A 15,298-nucleotide genomic window follows, 5' to 3' on the forward strand; every position below is an offset into this window, starting at 1 on the left:
CGGAACGGTCAGCTCGCCTTGCGGACCTCGTCGGGAACCGGCACCGCCACGTCCTGCGGACGGCTCGATGGCCAGAACGGCAGGAACCCACGGATGATGTCGGCAGGAATGTCGAGCGGCTTGAAGCTCTCCCGGTCGACGAACATCAGATCCTGCTCGCCCCGACCGAGCAGGCCATGGCGTTCGCTGACGATCTCATGCCCGAGCGTGACGAACTTTCGATTGTGGCTGGCGATCCGGATGCGGATCGTCGCAGGCTCGAACTCCGCGATCTCCCGCCGGAAGTCGTGCTGGAACGACTTCGTCAGGACATAGTAGCGCGTGGTCTCCAGCTCGAACGCAGGCATGCAGGCGTTGAAGAACAGCTCGCGCGCCTTGCCGACCCATCGCACATAGTTGGCGAAATAGACGTTTCCGACCGAGTTGGTGTCGTCGTAGGTCGGCGTGATCTGCATGACGAACCACTGTCCGTCGAAGCCGTGGGCAGGCCCGCCATTGCTGTTGGCCGTCGTGATGACGGATGCGGGTCGGGCGAGCACGGCGTTCGACGGCGATGCCGCGATCGGATGCGGGGTCGGGCCATCGCGCACAGTTGCGAGACCGGCCGGCGCCTGCGAACGCCCACCGACGATCGCCTGCAGCGGGCGGATCGTGCCGACGAGCGCGATTAAGGTCGAGACGGGAACGAGAAGCGGGAGATCGCCCCGGTAGCCGACGAAGAACACGAGGGCGGCCGCCAGTCCCCAGAGATAGCAGGTTAGCGCGTCGAACCGCGTCGGCCGCCCGAGGCACTCGGCGAAGAGGCATACCGTTACTCCGACGAGAAGCGTCGCGTAGGGCATCATGTAGGCGGTCTGCGAAAGGCCGAACGCGCTCATCACCCCGGTCGCGGCGACGGCGACAGCGAGCAACCAGAGCGGCGAGGTCGCGGCCGCCACGGGAACGAAGGCTAGCGCCGGGTGCATGCTGCCGGACAACAGCGAGGAGAGATACCAGCGCGTGGCGCAATAGAAGCTGTCGATCGTCGTCACCGCGGCGATCGCCACCCAGACCACGAACGCGACCATGCCGATGCCGAACCCTTCGGACGCGAAGCGAGCGGCCACCGAAGCCTGCGCGCCGATCGCCCCGTCCGTCCCAACCTGGATGAACGCCCCCGCCGATCGCGCCAGCACCGCGTTCGCGATCAGGAAGCCGAGAAAGATAACGCCGCCGCCGACATAGGCGATGGCCGGCGACGCCCCGCTCCGGCGGATCTCGATCGCCCGCTGCCAATGCTGGAGATCACCCCAGGGACCGAGCGCAAAGCCGACGAGGGTCGGTAGGAGGAAGGTCCAGACCGACAGGGTCGCGGGCGGTTCGATCGCCACGGGCGAAGCGCCGCCTTCGGGCATGAAGCCCCAGGCGACGGCGATCGCAGCGAGGGCCAGCGCCAGATAACCGATATGCAGGAACCGCAATCGGCGGAGCGTGCTCGTGTGCCCCACGGCGCAGCCGAAGACGACCATGAGCGCGGTCAGAGCGAGCCCCGTGCTGGCGCTCTCGCCGGGCAGCAGAAGAGGCCAGACATAGGCGCCGATGGAGAAGAGGGTGATCGCAACGGCCCCGATCTGGCAGAGCAGGAAGATCGAGACGAAGCGCGGGCCGATCCGGCCGAACACCGTTTCGGGATCGCGGCGGGCCGATCCGAGGACGCAGCCGAAAAGGGCCAGGCCGATCGCGTTCGCGAGGGCGAAGACCCAGAAGCCGGTCCAACCCTGGATCCAGACGATGTGCATCGAGTAGAAGAACCCGAGCCCCCACATCCAGGACAGCGAAATGGTCGGTGCCCAGCTCAACGAGCGCAGGAATCGAGTACGCATCATGCTCAGGCCAGCCTCGAAATTCGTCTCGGACGGCCCAGCGAAATACATCAAATTTTAACGATCGTCGCGGAGCGTGTCCTTTACACGCGATAAAAGCTGTGGAGGCTTTTGCGAGCATTGCGTCTTTCGCGAACGGTGATCGCCGGGCCGTACCGGTACGCTTGTCGGAGCGAGGACATGCCAATGGCCGCGGACCCATTCAGGCAACGCAAATGCGAGGTCGCTGAAGGCACCCGAGCTGTCCAGCGCGTCGCCCGCTGCCGTTCGCCCGCCCTCCTATCCGGTCAATTGTTCCCCCCGATGCGCTTCATTGGGCAAAGCGCATCGTTCACCGGCTCGGCGCAGCCGGCCATGTCCTCTACCGCGCGGTCGGGAGATCGCTGGCATCCGCTTCGCGCGGACGGCGCATCTGGAAGACCTCGCGCGTCACGGCATAGTCGAGATAGCCGAGACGGCTGAGGGGTTCGGCGAGTTCCATGGACACCATGCCGTCGCGCAGGATCCGCTCGTCGATGTGGATCCCGACGACCTCGCCGATCACCATGACGTTCTCCGACGGCCGGCCGTCGAGCCCGATCGGCGTGAAGCTTTGCGTCACCTGGCATTCCAGCGCGGCGGGCGATTCGCGGACGCGCGGCGCGGCGACGATCTCGCAGTCCGCTTCCGTCAGGCCGGAGATCGCGAACTCGCTGCCCCCGCGAGGTGCCGGCGCGGACGAGCGGTTAAGCGCCATGGCCAACGGCGCCGTCGCGAGGTTGGCGACGAACTCGCCGCTTTCGATCGCGAAGCTGGCGCTGTCCTTCATCCCGACCGACGAGAACATCACAAGCTTGGGCTTGTCGGAGATCGCATTGAAGAAGCTGTAGGGAGCGAGGTTGACGCGCCCGTCCAGCGCGCGCGTCGAGATCCAGCCGATAGGACGCGGGCTGACGATGGCCTTGAAGGGATCGTGCGGCAGGCCGTGATCGTTCGTGTCGGTGCGATAGAACATCTCAGGCGCCCGGCATCGCGGCTTCGGTGACGACGGCCGAAAGCTCGGGGCGCGGCCGGTCGCTCGGGGCATCCTTTGGGGTGCCCAGATAGATGAAGCCGACGACCTTCTCGTCCGCCGCGATGCCCATCAGCGCCTTGGCGTCCTCGTCGTAGGCCACCCATTCGGTGATCCAGTTGGCGCCGTAGCCATGGGCGTGGGCGGCGTGAATGAGGTTCATCGTCGCCGCACCGGCCGACAGGACCTGCTCCCACTCCGGAACCTTGAAATGCGGCTTGGCGGTGGAGACCACGCCGACGACGAGCGGCGCTCGCGTGAACCGCTGTTCCTCGAAGGCGCGCCGGCCTTCGCCGAGCGGGCTGCCGTTCTTGCTGTCGGCGAGATCGGCCAGTTTCAGGCTGATCGCCGCCGCCGCCTCGCCGCGAAACAGGATGAAACGCCAGGGAGCGAGCTTGCCGTGGTCGGGCACGCGGGTCGCCGCCGTGAGGATCGCGGTCAGTTCGTCGGCCGTCGGCGCCGGCTCGACGAGCGCCGGGATCGGCACGGAGCGACGGGTGGCGAGAAGCGTCTTGGCATCGGTCACGGGGGATACTCGGTCCTGTTCGTCGTCTGGGTGAGAGCTAGTCCAGCGCGGCCGGTTTGCAAAGCGCGCCGGTGGGTAACCTGAGCTTGGCCCGTCTTCCGCCATCAAATCGTCCATGCGATGTCATTCAACGCGACGATGGATGCCGGATAGAAGGGGAATCGGTTGGGAACGAGGAGTTGGACGACATCCGGTGCCCTTCTGCTTGCTCTCGTGACCGGGCCAGCACTGGCGCAGGACGGTGGCCCCGCCGGTGGTGGTGGCGGACCCGACATGCCGGGCGCTTACGCCTCGCCGTCCGCCATTCCCGACGATCCGGCATCGGTCGATCTCGGCATTCCCACGGCACGCGGCATCAAGCGCTTCGAGCCGATCGAATTGCCGCGCGATCCCGGCCGCGATCTGCCCACGACCACCTCGCTTCCCGCCCTTCCCGCGCTGGCGCCCCAGCCAAAGGCGCCGCCGAGCCTGGTCCGACCGCTCAATGCGCTGATCCTCAAGGCGCGCCTCGGCAAGGATGGGCCGGAGATCCCCGGCGATCTGGTCTGGCGCCTGTTCTCGCCCAATCCCGCGCCGGACGGCAAGCTGCCGGTGATCGCGGTGGCCAAGGGCGGCGAAGCCATGTTCGACGTGCCACCGGGCGACTACCTGCTGCATGTCGGCTATGGGCGCGCCGGCATGACGAAGCGCATTCAGTTCACGGGCCAATTGACGCACGAGATGGTGGCGATCGAGGCCGGGGGGCTGCGCCTCCACGCAACGTCGGCCGACGACCACCTCATCGAGGACAAGCTGACCTTCGACGTCTACGCGCAAGCGACCGACGAACAGGATCGGCAGCTGATCGCCTCCGACATCAAGCCCGGCGTGGTGGTGCGCCTGAATGCCGGCGATTACCACATCATCTCGCATTTCGGCGACGTGAACGCCGTGGTGCGCGCGGATGTACGCGTCGAGGCCGCGCGGATCACCGATGCGACCCTCGCCCACCATGCGGCCGAACTGACGCTGAAGCTCGTTCGCGAGCATGGCGGCGAGGCCCTCGCCGATACGGCGTGGTCGATCACCTCGGACCAGGGCGATCTCATCCGAGAAAGCGTCGGGGCCTTCGCGTCCATGGTTCTGGAGGAAGGCGGCTACATCATCACCGCCAAGAACCGCGACCGCATCTTCCAGCGGCCGTTTCAGGTGACGGCCGGCAAGGATTCGGAAGTCGAGGTGCTGACCAGCGACCTCATCGACGCCGACAGCCCGGAAGGCGGTACCGGCGACTGACCGAACGAGAAAAGCCCGGTCGTCTCCGACCGGGCTTGGCAACTGTGTTCGCTTCTCGCTGCGTCTCAGGCGGCGAGCGCCTTGCTACCCTTCGACTTGCGCTTCAGGTCCGGCGCCACGGCCTCGTCGACCAGCATCGTCATCGCGGCGTCGAGGCTCATCGCCTCCTGATCGCGCGAGCCGAGACGACGCACGTTCACCGAACGCTCTTCCGCCTCGCGCTTGCCGCAGACGAGAATGACCGGGATCTTGGCCAGCGAGTGTTCGCGGACCTTGTAGTTGATCTTCTCGTTGCGGACGTCGAGCTCGACGCGAAGGCCGGCCTCGCGCAGCTCCTCGACCACCTTCACCGCGTAGTTGTCGGCTTCCGAGGTGATCGTCGCGACCACGACCTGAACCGGCGACATCCAGAGCGGGAAGTGGCCGGCGAAATTTTCGATGAGGATGCCGAGGAAGCGCTCCATCGAGCCGCAGATCGCGCGGTGGATCATCACCGGCGTCTTCTTCTCGCTGTTGGCGTCGATGTAGAAGGCACCGAAGCGCTCGGGCAGGTTGAAGTCGACCTGCGTCGTGCCACACTGCCACTCGCGGCCGATCGCGTCGCGCAGCGTGTATTCGAACTTCGGCCCGTAGAAGGCGCCCTCGCCCGGATTGATGCCGGTCTTGATCCGCCCGCCCGACTGCGCCTCGATCTGGCCGAGCACCTTCGTCATCACCTCTTCCGCATGATCCCAGAGCTCGTCCGAGCCGACCCGCTTCTCGGGGCGCGTCGAGAGCTTGACGACGATCTCCTCGAAGCCGAAATCCTCGTAGACCGAGAGAATAAGGTCGTTGATCTTCAGGCACTCGTCAGCCATCTGGTCTTCGGTGCAGAAGACGTGCGCATCGTCCTGCGTGAAGCCGCGCACCCGCATCAGCCCATGCATGGCGCCGGACGGCTCATAGCGGTGCACGAGGCCGAATTCTGCAAAGCGAATGGGCAGTTCGCGGTAGGACTTCAAGCCGTGCTTGAAGATCATCACGTGGCCTGGACAGTTCATTGGCTTGAGCGCGAAGACGCGCTTGTCCTCGGTCTCGTCGCCGGCCGACTGCACCTGGAACATGTTCTCGCGGTACCAGCCCCAGTGGCCGGAGGTCTCCCAGAGCGACTTGTCGAGCACCTGCGGCGCATTCACCTCCTGATAGGAGCCGAGCAGGCGGCGGCGCATGTAGGCCGTGAGGTCCTGGAACAGCGACCAACCCTTCGGGTGCCAGAACACGACGCCCGGTCCTTCCTCCTGGAAATGGAAGAGGTCCATCTCGCGGCCGAGGCGGCGATGGTCGCGCTTCTCGGCCTCCTCCAGCATCGTCAGGTAGGACTTCAGCTGCTCGGGCGTCGCCCAGGCTGTGCCGTAGATGCGCGTCAGCATCGGGTTGTTGGAGTCGCCCCGCCAGTAGGCGCCGGCCACCTTCATCAGCTTGAACGCCTCGCCGATCTGGCCCGTCGAGGCCATGTGCGGACCGCGGCAGAGATCGAACCAGTCGCCCTGGCGGTAGATCTTCAGATCCTGGCCTTCGGGAATCGCATCGACGAGTTGGACCTTATACGTCTCGCCCTTGTCGCCGAAGACGCGGCGCACCTCGTCGCGCGACCAGACTTCCTTCGTGAAGGCGGCGTTGCGGCGGATGATCTCGAGCATCTTCTTCTCGATGACCGGCAGGTCGTCGGGCGTGAAGGGCGTCTCCTTGGCGAAGTCGTAGTAGAAGCCGTTCTCGATCACTGGACCGATCGTCACCTGCGTGCCCGGCCACAGTTCCTGAACCGCCTCGGCCATCACATGCGCGGCGTCGTGGCGGATCAACTCGATGGCGCGCGGATCGTCGCGGGTGACGATCTCGACCCGGCCGGCACGGCCCACGGGATCCGACAGGTCGCGCACCTCGCCGTCGAGGGCGTAGGCGATGGCCTTCTTCGCCAGCGACTTGGAGATGCCGAGCGCGATCTGCGCGCCGGTCGTCTCGGGCTCGTAGGATCGCACGGAATTGTCGGGAAACGTCAGGTCGACCATGGCTTGTCCTTTCGCGCTCACCCCCGCCTACCATGCGGGAAAGCTGTCTCGATCGAGGTCGCGGCGCTTCGGGCCACGAAGCGGCGACTTCTACCAGCGCCCCGACAGCGTGCAAGTTGGAAATGGCGTGGGAACGGGGTCAGTCGTGATCGTGCGGCACGGGATCGAGACCGGCCTTGCCGAACGGGCCGCACCGCGCGACGCGCTTGGCGCTCAGCCATCCGCCGCGCCAGAGGCCGTGCCGCGCCACCGCCTCGTAGGCATATTCAGAGCAGGTCGGGACGTGCCGGCAATGGCTGCCGACGAGCGGCGACAGGGTCAGTTGATAGAGGCGCACGAAGCCGACGCCGAGGAGCCGACCCGGCGTGCGCCGCCAGGGCCCATCGTAGTTGCGGCCGGCAACCGGCCTCCCAGCGCTCATGCCGCCTCGCGTAGCTCCGCCTTTTCAAGCGCGGCGACGACGGCGTCAAAGGTCAGCATCGTCGAGGCATGCCGCGCCTTGTGCTCGCGCACCGGCTCGAGATAGCGCAGTTCCTCGAAGCGACCGGTCGGCGGTGGGCCGTTCTCCTTCAGCATCCGCAGCATCGCATCGCGAACCGCGCGTAGTTCCCCGGCGCTGGCACCCACGACATGGCGTGCCATGACGGCCGACGATGCCTGCCCGAGCGCGCAGGCCCGCACTTCATGGGCAAAATCGGTCACGACGCCGTCGGTGACGGCGATGTCGACCACCACGGTCGATCCGCAGAGCTTCGAATGGGCGGTGGCGCTTCCGTCCGGCGCGGCCAGCCGCCCGATGCGCGGAATGTTGCCGGCGAGTTCGAGAATGCGGGTGTTGTAGAGATCGTCGATCATGGCCGTGTCCGTTGAAGGTCCGTTCCGGTCGGTGCGATCTACAAACCGGCCTTCGGGTTCTGTATATAGGGACGTCGGTCCCGCGTCGAAAGCGCATCCGTCCGACTTCGCCGGCCGCGCGACTTGACCGCGCTGTAACTATATAACATCAACCGGCTCGGGCGCATCCTTACCTTGGACGCCCCGCGGCCGGTCCAGCGTTGCCGGACGCCAAGATCAGGGTTTGAGATGGACGCCACCGTCAGGAAAATCGTCGAGGAGGCCAGCGCCTCCTCCGTGACCGCCCGGCCGAGCCGTGAGGAGGCCGAAGCCGCCGTCGAGGTTCTGCTGCGCTGGATCGGCGAGACGCCGTCGCGCGAGGGTCTTCTCGATACGCCGCGCCGGGTCGTGAAGGCCTACGAGGAGATCTTCGGCGGTTACGATCAGGAACCCGCCGAGATCCTGACGCGAACCTTCGAGGAGGTTGCGGGCTACGACGAGATGGTTCTCGTACGCAACATCGACTTCATCTCGCACTGCGAGCACCACATGGTGCCGATCATCGGGAAGGCGCATGTCGCCTACCAGCCGGACGGCCGGGTTCTCGGCCTGTCGAAGATCGCGCGCGTCGTCGACATCTACGCCCGTCGCCTGCAGACGCAGGAAGCGATGACCGAACAGGTTGCCGCCGTCATCGATGCCGCGCTGACGCCGAGGGGCGTCGCCGTGATGATCGAGGCCGAGCACATGTGCATGTCGATGCGCGGCATTCGCACCAAGGGCTCCTCGACCATCACCACGTCCTTCTTCGGCACGTTCAAGGACGACCGCGCGGAGCAGGCGCGCTTCCTGTCGATGATCAAGTGAGCGCGGCAGCCTTCGTGCCCTTCGAGGCCCCGACGACGAAAGCCGCCGACGAGGAAGGCTCCGTGCTGCGGCCCCGCTTCGACGCGGCCGGACTGGTGACGGCCGTCGTTACCGACGCCGAGAGCGGCATGCTCTTAATGGTCGCGCATATGGATGCAGAGGCGCTGGACCTGACCATCCGCACCGGTATTGCCCATTATCACAGCCGGTCGCGCGGCACCCTCTGGAAGAAGGGCGAGACGTCGGGCGCGCTGCAGAGCGTGCGCGAGATCCGCACAGACTGCGATCAGGATGCCGTCTGGCTGAAGGTCGACGTCGCCAAGCCAGAGGATACCTGCCACACCGGACGCGCCACGTGCTTCTATCGGCGCATCGACACCGCCGGGGATGGGCGCGCGCTGCTCTTCGATTGACCACCCGCCCGCGTGCGCCGCAGCGCAGGTTTTCGAAGTCTTCACCATAAACGGCAGCAGAGCCGAAAGGTCGGCCCGCTCAAGATGCGCGTGGCTTGGGCCGCACGGGATCGCTCAACGATGTTGGACAGGGTTTTCAGACGGTCCGCCGGCCTCTCGGCGACGCCCTCCGGCGTGCCGGTCATCGACGTGCAACAGCCGGCACCGCGCAAGCCGCGCGGCATCGCGCTGGCACTCGGCGGCGGCGCGGCGCGCGGCTGGGCCCATATCGGCGTGATCCGCGCGCTCGACGAGGCGCAGGTTCCCATCTCCATGATCGCCGGCACCTCGATCGGCGCCCTCGTCGGCGGCTGCTATCTGGCGGGACGGCTCGACGAGCTCGAAGCCTTCGCGCTGTCGCTGACGCGCCGCGGGATGATGCGCTTTCTCGATCTGCGCCTCGGCGGCGCCGGACTCATCGGCGGTGCGCGCCTCAACCGGCGGCTGGTCTCGACGCTTCAGGACGTCCGCATCGAAAACCTCAGCCGACCGCTCGTCTGCGTGGCGACGGAGGCCCGCAGCGGCCACGAGGTCTGGCTGGATTCGGGTTCGCTCGTCCTGGCGATGCGGGCGTCCTACGCCCTGCCCGGCGTCTTCCAGCCGGTGGAATGCGCGGGACGGCGCCTGTTCGACGGCGCGCTGGTCAATCCCGTGCCGGTCTCGGTCTGCCGCGCCTTCGAGGAGCCGCTCGTCGTCGCGGTGAACCTGCACTACGACCTGTTCGGCCGGGCGGCGGTGCTACGCATGAAGGCGGAAGGGTCATCGCCCGCGCAGACGATCGCCGCCAACCTTTCCGATCCGTTGATCGGCTCGGAAAACATGGCCGAAAGCTGGCGCGACAAGGTCGGCATCGCCCGGTCCATGGTCGATGCATTCAACATCATCCAAGACCGGATCTCGCGTTCGCGGCTGGCGGGCGACCCGCCTGATTATTCGATCCATCCGCGCGTGCGCGACATCGGCCTGTCGGAGTTCTTCCGGGCCAAGGAGTGCATCGCCTACGGCTATCAGGAGACGATGCGCGGCATGGCCGAGATCGAGCGGCTGTGCCAGTCGCTCGTCCCGCGCTGAACGGGACCAGGGTCGACCTCAGCCCGCGTGGATATAGCTGCGCATGTCTTCCGCCTCACGCTCCACCGTCTCGATCCGCAGCTTGACGACGTCGCCGATCGACACGATCCCGACCAGCCGCCCGCCTTCGGTGACGGGCAGATGGCGGAAGCGGTTCCGCGTCATGACATCCATCGCCTCGTCGATCGTCATGTCCTCCTGCGCCGTCTTGACGTTTCGCGTCATCGCGGAGGCAACCGGCTCGTCGAGGCAGGAGGCTCCGTCCTCCGCGATACGGCGGACGATGTCGCGCTCCGACAGGATGCCGATTACCGTGCCGCCTTCGCCCACCGACACGAGCGCGCCGATCCGGCGCTCGGCCAGCGTCTTCACCGCAGTGCCCAGCGTGGCGCTGGGGTCGATCGTCGCGACCTCCCGGCCCTTGCTCTCGAGTATCAGGCGAACGGACATGCGAGCCTCCCTTGTCGTCTTCTTGTGGCGCATCGTGCGACCGGACCGCGACGCTGGCAACAGAAAACATCGGGTTTCCGGCCCCCGTCAGGCCGTCGGACCGCCCGACAGGCCGATCTCGTGCTGGTGACGCGGATCGAAGGCGGCAAAGCAGAGGAAGCCGAACAGGAAGCCGCCGAGATGGGCCTCCCAGGCGATCGATCCCACCTCCCCGAACAGGAATGCGGCGCCCGAGCCGAGCGCGACGTTGGTGGCGAAGAAGATCGCGATGAAGAAGAGGATGGTGCGGTCGGTGAGGCTGCGTCCGATGCTGAGCCGGGGCGCAAACGCCACGTCGCGCAAACCCGGCCGGGCCGTGGAACCCAGCGCGAAACGCGACGCCGCTCCCATCAGGGCGGAGACGACGCCGGAGGCGCCGATCATCGGCTGTACGAGATCGGTGTTGAGAAGGTAGAAGAGCCCCGCGCCCGCCACCGCGCCGATGAGTGAGAAGACGAGAAAGCGAAGGACGCCGAGCCGGCGCGCCACAGGCGTTCCGAAGGCGAGAAGCCAGATGGCGTTGGCGCCGAAATGCGTCCAATCGCCGTGAAGGAAGGCGTGCGAGACCGGAGACACCACGCCGGCCCAGGCGTCGCGCAGGGAACAGATCTCGTCGCCGCCGCCGTAGCAGCCGGGAATGAAGGCGAAGTTCAGGAGAACCCAGCCAGCATCCACGTCCGACAGGACGCTCGTTCGAACCCAGTGGACCAAGGCGAAAAGAGCGATCAGCGCCAGCACGACGCCGGGGACGTTGATGGCGCGCACGCGCGGCGGCGGCGTCGGCTCCTGCAATCTTGGCATGGGATCGGGGGACACGCATCTTCTCCTGTTTCGAGGCCAAGCTATCGCCGGCGGCCGGGATAGCAACGGTGGGAGCCACCTCAACCTTGCCGACCTCTTTCGAAAAGACGGGAAACAAAGGGGCTCGTTAACTCTCTTTGCCTAATCTGCAGGTGGATACGAACGGAACCGACGCGGCGACCCATGCTGAACACCTTGCCCAAGACGCCGCTCGTCGTCGAAGACCGCCGCCACTTCAAGCGCGTCAAAATCGACCTGCTCGGTCGTTTCATGCTCGAGAACCAGACCGAGTATCCCTGCCGCGTCGACAACATGTCGCCGGGCGATGTCGGTGTCGTCTCGCCGGTCGAGCCCAGGGCGAACGAGCGCGTCATTCTCTACGCAGATCATGTCGGCCGGCTCGAAGGCTCCGTGGTCCGTGCCTATCCCGGCGGATTCGCGATGATCCTGCAGGCGACCGAGCGCAAGCGCGAGAAGCTGGCGGCGCAGCTGACCTGGCTCGCCAACCGCCACGAGCTGTCGCTGCCCGAGGACCGGCGCCACGAGCGCATCCAGCCGCGCCATCCCATCCTCGAGATGATCCTAGACGACGGGCGCCGCTATCAGGTGCGCATCATCGATCTGTCGCTGTCGGGCGCCGCCGTCGCCTGCGCCGTGCGCCCCGCCATCGGCTCGCGCCTGACGCTCGGCACGATGCAGGGACGCGTGGTGCGCCAGCTTGAGGACGGCGTCGCCGTCGAGTTCGCGACGCTCCAGACGCGCGAAACCCTCGACGAACGCTTCCGCTAAGGCCGCCGAGCCGGCCGATCCGCCGGACGCCCTGTGGATAACGGGGACAAATCGCCCGCTCCCTCTTGCGACCAAGCCGCGCCCCTTAACGCCTCGGCGACGCTTCGTTCACGGGTGTGAACGCCGGTGTAAGGCTGTTTCGCGCCGCGCCCCGATCGCCCGTTAAGACCTTCCACGACCGCCGTTAACCTGTCGCCGTCGCAAGCCCGCCCCATCGGGCATCGGCCGGCCGCGTCCTTTACGCCTATGACCACCGATGCAACGCGGTGAGCAAAGCATGAACGAGCCCAAGCTCTCGTTTACCTCGAATTTTCAGAAAACTGGAAGTATGATGTCTAAACACATCGAGTCTTCTTTGCTGAAAATCGTCTACTCGCGTTTCCACTGGCAGTAAAAGCCCTGTGCCAATCTCCCATCACCGCGATGGGAGACCGAACGTGCCAGAATTCATTCGCTCGATGCTGTTGGTTGCCGGCGTCTTCTTCGCCGCTCTGCCGATGGTCGACGCCGAGGCGGGCATGCTTCTGGGCACGCCGACATCGCAGCCGGTCGGCCACTACGACTTCTGCAAGCTGCACAAGAGCGAATGCGGTCCCAACCGCGGGGTCGCCCAGATCCAGATGACCGATCGCAACTGGGCGACGATCATCGAGATCAACTCGGCAGTGAACGTCGGCATCACGCCGCGCACCGACGACGAGATCTTTGGCGTTCCCGAGCTCTGGACCTACCCGACCACTGAAGGCGACTGCGAGGACTTCGCCCTCCTCAAGCAGTTCATGCTGGAGCGCGAAGGCTTTCCCCGCTCGGCGCTGCTCCTCACCGTGGTGCGCCAGCCCAACGGCGACGGCCACGCCGTCCTGACCATCCGCACCAGCCGCGGCGACATCATTCTCGACAATCTCGATCAGCGCGCGCTCGACTGGACCCTGACGCCCTACCGCTATCTCAAGCGCCAGTCCGAGGCCGACTCCTCGCGCTGGGTTTCGATCGACGACGACCGCGACATGCTCGTCGGCAGCGTTCGCTGACCTCGAAACGAAAAAAGGCCGGCGAGAGCCGGCCTTTTCTGTCTTGTCGGTCCGTTGGACCGGTTCAGTCGAGGTCGATGTCGAGGATCGTCATCGTGAAGTGGTAGGAGAGTTCACCCTCCTCCGTGTCCTTCGCGATGAGGCCTGCGAACTCGCCGCGGATGTAGACCTCGGCCGTATCGTTCCGTCGGGGCAGCGGCTTCACCTGCAGTTCGACCCCCGTGAAGGTCTTCTTCAGATAGGCTTCCAGCTTGCGGATCTCGTCGGGCTTCACGTCATCATGCTCCTTGGGCGTCTGGAGGCGGTCAGTATCCTACTCGGTCGCAAAGGCATACCGCCCCGGAGGCGAAATCCGTGGGCGGCGGCGCAAAGCAGAACAGACTGTCAGTCGCCCCGGCTGAAATCCTGATCCATCGCACGCGCCGGCTCGGCGCAGCCGGACGTGCCGATGATCTTGGCGGGAATACCGGCCACCGTCGAGTTCGGCGGCACTTCCTTCAGCACGACGGAACCCGAGGCGATCTTCGAGCAGTCGCCGACGCGGATGTTGCCGAGGATCTTGGCCCCCGCGCCGATCAGCACGCCGTTGCCGATCTTCGGATGACGGTCGCCGAACTCCTTGCCGGTGCCCCCCAGCGTCACCTCCTGCAGGATGGACACGTTGTTGCCGATCACCGCCGTGAAGCCGACGACGAGCCCGGTGGCATGATCGAGGAAGATGCCGCGGCCCATGCGCGAAGCCGGATGGATGTCCGTCTGGAACACGGAGGAAGAGCGCGACTGCAGATAGAGCGCGAAGTCCTTGCGACCGGCCGACCAGAGCCAGTGCGCCAGCCGATGCGTCTGGATCGCGTGGAAGCCCTTGAAGTAGAGCAGAGGCTCGATCATCCGCTCGCAGGCAGGGTCGCGGTCGTAGACGGCCTGCAGGTCGCTCCGCAGCACACCCTGCCAGTCGGCCTGCGCCGCCGTCATGTCGGCGAACGCCTGCTCGATGTGGCAGGCGGGCACGTCGGAGTGATCCAACCGCTGGGCGATGCGATGGCCGACGGCCGCTTCGAGCGAACGCTGGTTGACGACGGTCGCATAGAGGAAGCCGCTCAGCGCCGGCTCGCGTTCGCTCGCCGCCATCGCCTCGTCCTGGATCTGGACCCAGATCGGGTCGAGAGTCGGAAAGCGATCCACCTGCGCCATGCCCAAAATCGTCATCGTCGTTCCGCCTTCGCAAGCGCCGTCCCGAAAGGTCCACACGACAGATAGGATCGCATCGACGCCGCGCCAGTTGCCCTAGTCCCTACCCGATTGGGGCGACGATGAAAATGCCGGGCCCTTCTAGCCCATGAGCCGCCCGCGATGCCGGTCGAGAAAGGCCAGCACCGCCGCCTTGAACGTCCGGTCGCCGACCGCGAGCATATGGTCGCGTCCTGCGATGTCGAACGCCTCGCCATGGGGCAGGAGCGCCACGAGCTCTTCGGCCGATCCCGCGATGTCGTCGCGCGTGCCGACCCCAACGAGCACCGGCTGGCGCAGCGTGCTCACCACCTCACGGCTCGGCTCGCGCCGCGAGGTCTCGATGCAGGCGGCGAGCGCGATCCGGTCGCTGCGCGTGCGGTCCGCGAAAGCGCGGAACATGCGGCCCCGCTCGTGCGTGACATCGTCGAGCGAAGGCGCCCGCAGCGCTGCGGCGATCGGGTCCCAGTCGCCGACGCCGTCGACGAGACCGATGCCGAGCCCGCCGAAGACGAGGAGCGGAAAGCGGTCGGGATGCGCGATCCCCGCAAAGGCGGACACCCGGGCTCCCATCGAGTAGCCGAAGAGCGCCGCCCTCGCGATGCCGAGCGTGTCGCAGAGTGCCACCACGTCGGACACCATAGCATCGGGCGTGTAGGCGCTCGCATCGTGCGGCTTGTCGCTGCCGCCGTGGCCGCGATGGTCGAAGGCGACCACCCGCCAGCCGCCAGCCACCAGCGTCTGCACCCAACCTGGGTCGATCCAGTTGACGCGCATGTTCGACGCGAAGCCGTGCACCAGCACGATCGCCGGCGCCTCCCTCTCGCCTTCGTCGAGGAAATCGAGCCGGAAGCCGGCATTGCTGAACTGCGCCATGTCCTGGCCTCCTGCAAAACGATGCGTCCCGCTTATCTCGAAGCGGGACCCCGAAACCACCCTGTTCTTTTGCCGATCGCCCCGCTAATGTCCGCCGCG

General features: G+C 66.3%; 16 protein-coding genes and 1 pseudogene. 6 read left to right on the forward strand and 11 right to left on the reverse strand.

What is annotated here, in order from left to right; all coding sequences use genetic code 11:
- Positions 1–8: 8 nt before the first annotated feature.
- The 3 genes from AUL33_RS01725 to AUL33_RS01735 form a co-directional block, all read right to left on the reverse strand.
- Positions 9–1,865: a thioesterase family protein gene (locus tag AUL33_RS01725; RefSeq protein WP_244491875.1), complete on the reverse strand. Its 1,857-nt coding sequence runs from the start codon at positions 1,863–1,865 to the stop codon at positions 9–11.
- Positions 1,866–2,223: 358 nt separating this feature from the next.
- The gene (locus AUL33_RS01730; protein ID WP_062203031.1) at positions 2,224–2,856 is read right to left on the reverse strand and encodes a flavin reductase family protein; all 633 of its coding nucleotides are present in this window, start codon (positions 2,854–2,856) and stop codon (positions 2,224–2,226) included.
- A 1-nt stretch (position 2,857) separates the two neighbouring features.
- The gene (locus tag AUL33_RS01735) at positions 2,858–3,439 is read right to left on the reverse strand and encodes a nitroreductase (RefSeq protein WP_062203033.1); all 582 of its coding nucleotides are present in this window, start codon (positions 3,437–3,439) and stop codon (positions 2,858–2,860) included.
- Between the two features lie 273 nt (positions 3,440–3,712).
- Here AUL33_RS01735 and AUL33_RS01740 point away from each other — a divergent pair, with 273 nt between their 5' ends.
- Entirely contained in the window at positions 3,713–4,714 is a 1,002-nt protein-coding gene (locus AUL33_RS01740) for a hypothetical protein (RefSeq protein ID WP_062203034.1), read from the forward strand.
- A 65-nt stretch (positions 4,715–4,779) separates the two neighbouring features.
- Here the strand turns inward: AUL33_RS01740 and thrS are convergent, their stop codons facing one another.
- The 3 genes and pseudogenes from thrS to AUL33_RS01755 all read right to left on the reverse strand — a co-directional run bounded on the left by thrS (position 4,780) and on the right by AUL33_RS01755 (position 7,617).
- Entirely contained in the window at positions 4,780–6,762 is a 1,983-nt protein-coding gene (gene thrS / locus AUL33_RS01745; protein ID WP_062203036.1) for a threonine--tRNA ligase, read from the reverse strand.
- Positions 6,763–6,910: 148 nt separating this feature from the next.
- A pseudogene (yidD, locus tag AUL33_RS01750) lies at positions 6,911–7,183 on the reverse strand (membrane protein insertion efficiency factor YidD); the annotation flags it as partial.
- Entirely contained in the window at positions 7,180–7,617 is a 438-nt protein-coding gene (locus tag AUL33_RS01755; protein ID WP_062203040.1) for an iron-sulfur cluster assembly scaffold protein, read from the reverse strand. The gene AUL33_RS01755 and the pseudogene yidD, both read right to left, overlap by 4 nt.
- A gap of 228 nt (positions 7,618–7,845) precedes the next feature.
- On the opposite strand from AUL33_RS01755, the gene folE reads away from it, so the two are divergent.
- From folE to AUL33_RS01770, 3 genes are all read left to right on the forward strand, one after another.
- Positions 7,846–8,463 carry a GTP cyclohydrolase I FolE gene (gene folE / locus AUL33_RS01760; RefSeq protein WP_062203042.1) on the forward strand — a complete coding sequence of 206 codons (618 nt, stop codon included), beginning with the start codon at positions 7,846–7,848 and terminating at the stop codon, positions 8,461–8,463.
- 14 nt (positions 8,464–8,477) lie between these two features.
- Positions 8,478–8,876, forward strand: coding sequence for a phosphoribosyl-AMP cyclohydrolase (hisI, locus tag AUL33_RS01765; protein ID WP_156419232.1), 399 nt, complete (start codon positions 8,478–8,480; stop codon positions 8,874–8,876).
- 120 nt (positions 8,877–8,996) lie between these two features.
- Positions 8,997–9,986, forward strand: a complete 990-nt coding sequence (locus AUL33_RS01770) for a patatin-like phospholipase family protein (RefSeq protein WP_062203046.1) — start codon at positions 8,997–8,999, stop codon at positions 9,984–9,986.
- 18 nt (positions 9,987–10,004) lie between these two features.
- Here the strand turns inward: AUL33_RS01770 and AUL33_RS01775 are convergent, their stop codons facing one another.
- Both AUL33_RS01775 and AUL33_RS01780 read right to left on the reverse strand, forming a co-directional pair.
- The gene (locus AUL33_RS01775) at positions 10,005–10,436 is read right to left on the reverse strand and encodes a CBS domain-containing protein (RefSeq protein WP_062203048.1); all 432 of its coding nucleotides are present in this window, start codon (positions 10,434–10,436) and stop codon (positions 10,005–10,007) included.
- Between the two features lie 87 nt (positions 10,437–10,523).
- Entirely contained in the window at positions 10,524–11,291 is a 768-nt protein-coding gene (locus AUL33_RS01780; RefSeq protein WP_244491876.1) for a rhomboid family intramembrane serine protease, read from the reverse strand.
- Between the two features lie 168 nt (positions 11,292–11,459).
- Here AUL33_RS01780 and AUL33_RS01785 point away from each other — a divergent pair, with 168 nt between their 5' ends.
- On the forward strand, positions 11,460–12,065 hold the full coding sequence (locus tag AUL33_RS01785; protein WP_062203052.1) for a PilZ domain-containing protein: 606 nt from the start codon (positions 11,460–11,462) through the stop codon (positions 12,063–12,065).
- A gap of 437 nt (positions 12,066–12,502) precedes the next feature.
- Positions 12,503–13,096: a transglutaminase-like cysteine peptidase gene (locus AUL33_RS01790; protein ID WP_244491878.1), complete on the forward strand. Its 594-nt coding sequence runs from the start codon at positions 12,503–12,505 to the stop codon at positions 13,094–13,096.
- A 64-nt stretch (positions 13,097–13,160) separates the two neighbouring features.
- Here AUL33_RS01790 and AUL33_RS01795 read toward each other — a convergent pair whose 3' ends face one another.
- The 3 genes from AUL33_RS01795 to AUL33_RS01805 form a co-directional block, all read right to left on the reverse strand.
- Positions 13,161–13,370, reverse strand: coding sequence for a DUF3126 family protein (locus AUL33_RS01795; protein WP_062203056.1), 210 nt, complete (start codon positions 13,368–13,370; stop codon positions 13,161–13,163).
- Between the two features lie 110 nt (positions 13,371–13,480).
- Entirely contained in the window at positions 13,481–14,302 is an 822-nt protein-coding gene (gene cysE, locus AUL33_RS01800) for a serine O-acetyltransferase (protein ID WP_062203058.1), read from the reverse strand.
- Positions 14,303–14,425: 123 nt separating this feature from the next.
- A complete protein-coding gene (locus AUL33_RS01805) occupies positions 14,426–15,199 on the reverse strand; it encodes an alpha/beta fold hydrolase (RefSeq protein WP_062203060.1) in 774 nt (257 codons plus the stop codon).
- Positions 15,200–15,298 lie beyond the last annotated feature (99 nt).

The sequence above is a fragment of the Aureimonas sp. AU12 genome, assembly GCF_001463705.1.
Taxonomy (GTDB): Bacteria; Pseudomonadota; Alphaproteobacteria; order Rhizobiales; family Rhizobiaceae; genus Aureimonas.